Source organism: Pseudoflavonifractor sp. 60, from assembly GCF_009911645.1.
Lineage (GTDB): Bacteria > Bacillota > Clostridia > Oscillospirales > Oscillospiraceae > Lawsonibacter.
Window position 1 is genome coordinate 1 of the sequence record NZ_QWKI01000279.1, and the last position, 242, is coordinate 242.

General features: G+C 67.8%; 1 protein-coding gene. It reads left to right on the forward strand.

The genetic code is table 11. The features are described from left to right. On the forward strand, window positions 1–242 hold a 242-nt coding region (locus D1646_RS21525), incomplete at both ends, for a phage minor capsid protein (RefSeq protein ID WP_160638408.1).

Here is a 242-nt window from a genome sequence, read left to right on the forward strand (position 1 = left end):
ATCGACTACCAGAGCGGGGTCCACACCTCCCTGGAGGCGGCGGTGCGGCGGAACATTATGGGCGGCCTGGGGCTGATGCAGGAGCAGGTAAGCCGGACGGTCCACGACCAGTTGGGCTGCAACGGCTGGGAAATCACCGCCCACGCCAACAGCGCCCCCGACCATGAGCCCATCCAGGGCAAACAGTACCCCGACCGGGAGTACGAGGCCCTGAACAGCGCCCTGCGGCGGCGTATCGGGAC